The organism is Polaromonas sp. P1_E3 (genome assembly GCF_056405935.1).
Map to the genome: position 1 here is coordinate 1 of NZ_JBFUBD010000182.1, position 5441 is coordinate 5441.

Below are 5441 nucleotides of genomic sequence, written 5' to 3' on the forward strand. Positions count from 1 at the left end.
GTACTGACCCACGAGCTCAACAATTTTGGGGGCAAGGCCCTCGGTGGGCTCATCAATGATGATGAGGTCCGGGTCGCCCATCAGCGTGCGGCACAGCGTCAGCATCTGCTGTTCGCCGCCCGAGAGCACGCCGGCCTCGGTGTGCTGGCGTTCGCGCAGCCTCGGGAACATCTGGTACATGTCCTCAAAAGACCAGCGCGAGCCCTTGCCGGAGCCCTTCTGGCCCAGCAACAAGTTCTGGTGCACCGTGAGCTTGGGGAAGATGTCGCGGTTTTCGGGTACATAGCCGATACCGAGGTGGGCAATCTGGTAGGCCTTTTTGCCGACGATCTCCTGCTTTTTCCAGAGGATGGAGCCCTGGCAATCGACCAGGCCCATGATGGCCTTGGCCGTGGTGGAGCGCCCCGAGCCGTTGCGGCCCAGCAGCGCGACGATCTGGCCGGGCTCYACGTCGAAGCTCACGCCGTGCAGGACATGACTTTTGCCGTAAAAGGCGTGGAGGTTTTTTATGTGCAGCATCAATGACCACCTGCTTGTGCGTCGGCAACGGATGAGCCCAGGTAGGCTTCCTGCACCCGCTGATCGGCGCGCACAGCCTCGGGCGCGTCATAAGCAATGATCTCGCCATAGACCACCACCGCAATCTTGTCGGCCAGGCCAAACACCACGCCCATGTCGTGCTCCACCGTCAGCAGGGTCTTGCCCACGGTGACCTCCTTGATCAGGTTGATAAAGCGGCTGGTTTCCGACCGGCTCATGCCGGCCGTGGGTTCGTCCAGCAGGATGACGCTGGCACCGCCGGCAATGGTGATGCCGATTTCCAGTGCGCGCTGCTCCGCGTAGGTCAGGTTGGTGGCCAGCACGTCACGCTTTTTGTCGAGCTTGATCATGGCCATCAACTCATCGGCGCGCTGGTTGGCGTCGTCCAGGTCGGCCAGAAAGCGGAAGAAGGTGTACTTGTAGCCCAGGCTCCACAGCACACCGCAGCGCAGGTTTTCAAACACACTGAGCTTGGGGAAGATATTGGTAATCTGGAAGCTGCGTGACAGGCCCAGCCGGTTGATCTCAAACGGTTTTTTCCCGTCTATGCGCTGGCCGTTGAGCAGCACTTCGCCGCTGGTGGGCTCAAAGCGGCCGCTGATAAGGTTGAACAGGGTGGACTTGCCCGCGCCGTTCGGGCCGATTATGGCGACGCGCTCGCCGGCCTGCACCTTGAGGTTGGCGCCGCGGATGATTTCGGTCCTGCCAAAATTCTTGCGCAGGTCTTTGAGTTCAAGCGAACAGGTGATTGAGCTCACAACAGTTCCCTTCGCTTGATTTCTTTTTCAATGTCATTCTGAATTTCGCCCCATTGCGTGAGGAACTGCCGGCGTGTGAGCTCAAACAAGCCCAGGCCGGTAACAAGCACAAAGCCAGCGCCCAGCCAGCTGTTGAGGTTGGTGGCGTTGAGCCGCACACCCATGAAGCCGAGTTCGGGGCCAAGTGCCGCATTGAGTTGCAGGTGGTAGACCATCTCCACCATGGCGGCCGCGCCGGCCAGTGCCGTCAGCGCCGTCAGCGCCAGGCCCAGGTAGCCGACCCACAATTCCCGCAATTTGCCGAAAGAGGCCACGCGCAAGTTCATCATGATCAGGCTGGCGATACCGCCCGGCGCATACATCACCATGAAAAGGAAAATCAGGCCGACGTACAGCAGCCAGGCCATGGACAGTTCCGACAGCAGGATCAGCGCCAGCACCAGCAGGCCAGCGCCGATGATGGGGCCGAAGAAAAATGTCGCCCCGCCCAGGAAGGTAAACAGCAGCAGGCTACCCGAGCGCACGCCGCTCACGACTTCCGCTGTCACGATTTCCGAATTGATCGCCGCAAGCCCGCCGCCGATACCGGCAAAAAAACCCGCAATGATGAAAGCGTAGTAGCGGACACGCTGGGTGTTGTAGCCGATGAACTCCACGCGTTCGGGATTGTCACGCACGGCATTCAGGATGCGGCCCAGCGGTGTCCGTGTGAAGGCGAACATCGCGGCCGTGCAGACGAAGCAGTAAAAGGCGATCAGGTAATACACCTGGATCTGCGGGCCGAAGCTGATGCCGAATACCGGCTTGCCGTAAGCGCGGTTGGTGGTGATGCCGCCCTCCCCGCCGAAGAACTCGGGGAACATCAGCGACATGGCGAACACCAGCTCGCCCACGCCCAGCGTGATCATGGCAAAGGTGGTGCCAGCCTTCTTGGTGGTGACGTAGCCGAACAGCACGGCGAAGAACAGGCCCGACAGGCCGCCCACCAGCGGAATCAGCGGCAACGGGATGTAAAAGCTGCCTTTGGCGGCCAGGTTCATCGCATGCACGGCGAGGAAAGAACCCAGCCCGGCATAGACCGCATGGCCGAAGCTGAGCATGCCGCCCTGCCCCAGCAGGATGTTGTAGCTCAGGCAGATGATGACCAGGTAGCCTGCCTGCGAGAGCATGGTGAGTGCCAGGCTGCTTTTGAACATCAGCGGCGCGGCGATGAGCAGCAGCGCGTACAACGACCACAGCAGCCAGCGGCCGACGTTATAGGGTTTGAATTCGTGAAACGTTCGTGTCATGTTGGTCAGCCTAGCCTTCACGTGTGCCCAGAAGGCCCTTAGGTCTGAAAATCAGGATCAGCACCAGGAATAAGAATGGCAGGATGGGCGCCACCTGAGAGATGGTGAGCTTGAGCAGCGGATAGCCAAAGGTTTCGGGCGTCACGACGTAGCTGAATTTGGCGAGCAGCGTCATCAGCGACTGGTCCATGGCCACGGCGAAAGTCTGGATCAGGCCGATCAGCAGTGAAGCCAGGAAGGCGCCACTGAGCGAACCCATGCCCCCCACTACGACCACAACGAAGATGATCGCACCAACCGAGCCGGCCATGGCGGGCTCGGTCACAAAGGTGTTGCCGCCTATGACACCGGCCAGGCCTGCGAGCGCCGCTCCCCCGCCAAAGACCAGCATGAAGACGCGCGGCACATTGTGGCCAAGCGCTTCAACCGTCTCTGGATGCGTAAGAGCCGCCTGGATGACCAGGCCTATGCGCGTGCGCGTGAGCAGTAGCCAGATGCCGGCCAGCATGGCCAGCGAAATGAACATGATGAAGGCGCGCGATTTCGGGAAGTTGGTACCGAACACCGTGAACAGCGGCCCCTGCAGGCCTTCAGGCAGCACGTAGTTGACGGCAGAGCGGCCCCACACCAGTTGCACCAGCTCCAGCAGCAGGTAAGAAAGCCCGAAGGTGACCAGCAGTTCGGGCACGTGGCCGAACTTGTGCACCTTGCGCAGGCAAAAGCGCTCGAAGGCTGCGCCCATCACAAACACCAAAAGCGGTGCCACCAGCAGCGACCACCAGAAGCCGATGACCTGGGAAGTGCTGTAGGCAATGTAGGCGCCGACCATGTAGAAGGAGGCGTGCGCAAAATTGAGCACGCCCATCATGCTGAAGATCAGCGTCAAGCCGGAACTGAGCATGAACAGCAGCAAGCCGTAGCTGAGGCCGTTGAGCATCGCGATGGTGAAGGATTCCAGATTCATCGATAAGCGCCTGTTGCAAATAGCCGGATGAAAAAAAGGCCCGAACTCGGATCGGGCCTGTGTCCGTCAGCGGGACGCCGGGATCATCCCGGGCGCTTCATCTGGCACGAGGTTGGCGTGCTGGCCACATAGGGCTCATAGTATTTGACCGGCACAAAGGTGTAGCCGGTGTTCTCGGCATCGTAGGGGTACTTGCCGCCGGCTTTTTCCCATTTGTCGATGTAGAGGCCCTGCTGCAGCTGGTGGTCGGTCTTGCGCATCTCGACGTCGCCGTTGAAGCTCTTGAAGCGCATGCCTTCCATGGCCTTGGCCACGACGGCCGGCTCGGTTGATTTGGTCTGCGCCATGGCTTCGGTCAGGATGGTGAAGGCATGGAAGATCGCGCCGGTGTAGAAGTCGTCGTTGAACTTCTTCTTGTAGTCAGCCTGGACCTGCTGGATCTCGCCGCCCATGTTGAGGTGGTTGTAAGACACCATGTAGACACGGCCGGCAGAGGCCGCGCCCAGCGCGGTCGGCGTGCCGGTGACRCCGGCATAGTAGGTATAGAACTTGACGTTGTTCAGGCCCGCCTCGTTGGCGGCCTTCACGAGCAGCGAGAGGTCGGAACCCCAGTTGCCGGTGATCACGGTGTCGGCGCCCGACTGCTTGATCTTGGCGATGTAGGGCGCGAAGTCGCGCACCTGCGCCAGCGGGTGCAGGTCTTCGCCGACGATCTGCACGTCGGGACGCTTGCTGGCCAGGTTGGCTTTGGCGAACTTGGCAACCTGCTGGCCGTGCGAGTAGTTCTGGTTAATCAGGTAGACCTTCTTGATGTCCGGCTGGTCCTTCATGAAGGCCGTCAGGGCTTCCATCTTCATGGAGGTGTCGGCGTCCAGGCGGAAGTGCCAGTAGTCGCACTTGCTGTTGGTGAGGTCAGGGTCTACCGCGGCGTAGTTGAGGTAGACGACTTCCTTGCCGGGGTTGCGCTCGTTGTACTTGGACAGCGCGTCCATGATGGCCAGCGCCGGGCCGGAGCCATTGCCCTGCACTACGTAACGCGCGCCCTGGTCAATGGCGGACTTCAGTGCGTTGGTGGTTTCCTGCGGGCTGAGCTTGTTGTCGATGCCGATGATCTCGAACTTCACGCCGGCCTTGTTCTTTTTGCTGAACTRCTCGGCCAGGAACTGGAAGCCCTTGAGCTGGTTGGTGCCGACCGCCGCCATCAGGCCCGACAGTGGGTCGAGCCAGGCGATCTTGACGGTCTGGTTCAGGTTGACCGCACCGCCGGCGGCGGGCGCAGCGACGGCAGCCTTGGCCGGCGCGGCAGCTTTTGCTGCCGGAGCCTGGGCCAGCGTCATGCCGCTGTAAAGCATGGCGGACACCGCCATGGCGACGCCGGCATGCCGAGCGAAAAATCGGGTTTGGGTTGTCATCCCTTGTCTCCTGGAAATTATGAATTTGCGAACGAAAGCTAACGGKGAACCGGCACAGGTTAGGTCAAAAAATGTTGCACTGCGTCAGGGAATGCCCTAGCGGCATGTCACCCAAGCGACCACAGCCAAGGCCCCCACGTTCCTTCACTTCGTGTARCTCYCTGCCCCCCGAGGGGGGGGGCGCCTGCGGCCCGGCAAAGCCGGTTCCGCGGCCCCGCTTGGTTAATACCCGCCCCCACTCTATGGCCGCGCTTAGGCTTGTGGCAATTTGTAATTTTTTAGTTGCTCGCGCAGCTTGGTCTTGAGCATCTTGCCGGTGGCGCCCAAGGGGATGGCGTCGACGAAGACGACGTCGTCGGGGATTTGCCATTTCGCGGTCTTGCCTTCGTAGAAGCGCAGCAACTCATCGCGGGTGACTTCCATGCCGGGCTTTTTGACTACCGCGACGATGGGCCGTTCGTCCCATTTGGGATGGGCC

6 protein-coding genes are annotated in these 5441 nt (G+C 60.8%); all 6 read right to left on the reverse strand.

The features are described from left to right. Positions 1-519 (reverse strand): ABC transporter ATP-binding protein (locus AC1D0Z_RS15295; protein WP_477659079.1); only part of this gene is annotated, 519 nt, incomplete at its 3' end. Continuing rightward, complete coding sequence (locus AC1D0Z_RS15300; RefSeq protein WP_477659080.1) at positions 519-1298, reverse strand: ABC transporter ATP-binding protein; 780 nt, start codon at positions 1296-1298, stop codon at positions 519-521. The genes AC1D0Z_RS15300 and AC1D0Z_RS15295, both read right to left, overlap by 1 nt. Continuing rightward, on the reverse strand, positions 1295-2587 hold the full coding sequence (locus AC1D0Z_RS15305) for a branched-chain amino acid ABC transporter permease (protein ID WP_477659081.1): 1293 nt from the start codon (positions 2585-2587) through the stop codon (positions 1295-1297). Before AC1D0Z_RS15305 ends, AC1D0Z_RS15300 begins: the two co-directional genes overlap by 4 nt. A gap of 10 nt (positions 2588-2597) precedes the next feature. Next, the gene (locus AC1D0Z_RS15310; RefSeq protein WP_477659082.1) at positions 2598-3551 is read right to left on the reverse strand and encodes a branched-chain amino acid ABC transporter permease; all 954 of its coding nucleotides are present in this window, start codon (positions 3549-3551) and stop codon (positions 2598-2600) included. Between the two features lie 83 nt (positions 3552-3634). Continuing rightward, positions 3635-4888 (reverse strand): branched-chain amino acid ABC transporter substrate-binding protein, encoded by a 1254-nt coding sequence (locus tag AC1D0Z_RS15315; RefSeq protein WP_477659084.1) that lies wholly within the window; start codon positions 4886-4888, stop codon positions 3635-3637. 327 nt (positions 4889-5215) lie between these two features. Beyond that, positions 5216-5441 (reverse strand): AMP-binding enzyme (locus AC1D0Z_RS15320; protein WP_477659083.1); only part of this gene is annotated, 226 nt, incomplete at its 5' end.

Coding starts and splice junctions, on each gene's coding strand:
- AC1D0Z_RS15305 (WP_477659081.1), bottom strand. CDS start 2,587: ATGACACGAACGTTTCACGAATTCAAACCCTATAACGTCGGCCGCTGG.
- AC1D0Z_RS15310 (WP_477659082.1), bottom strand. CDS start 3,551: ATGAATCTGGAATCCTTCACCATCGCGATGCTCAACGGCCTCAGCTAC.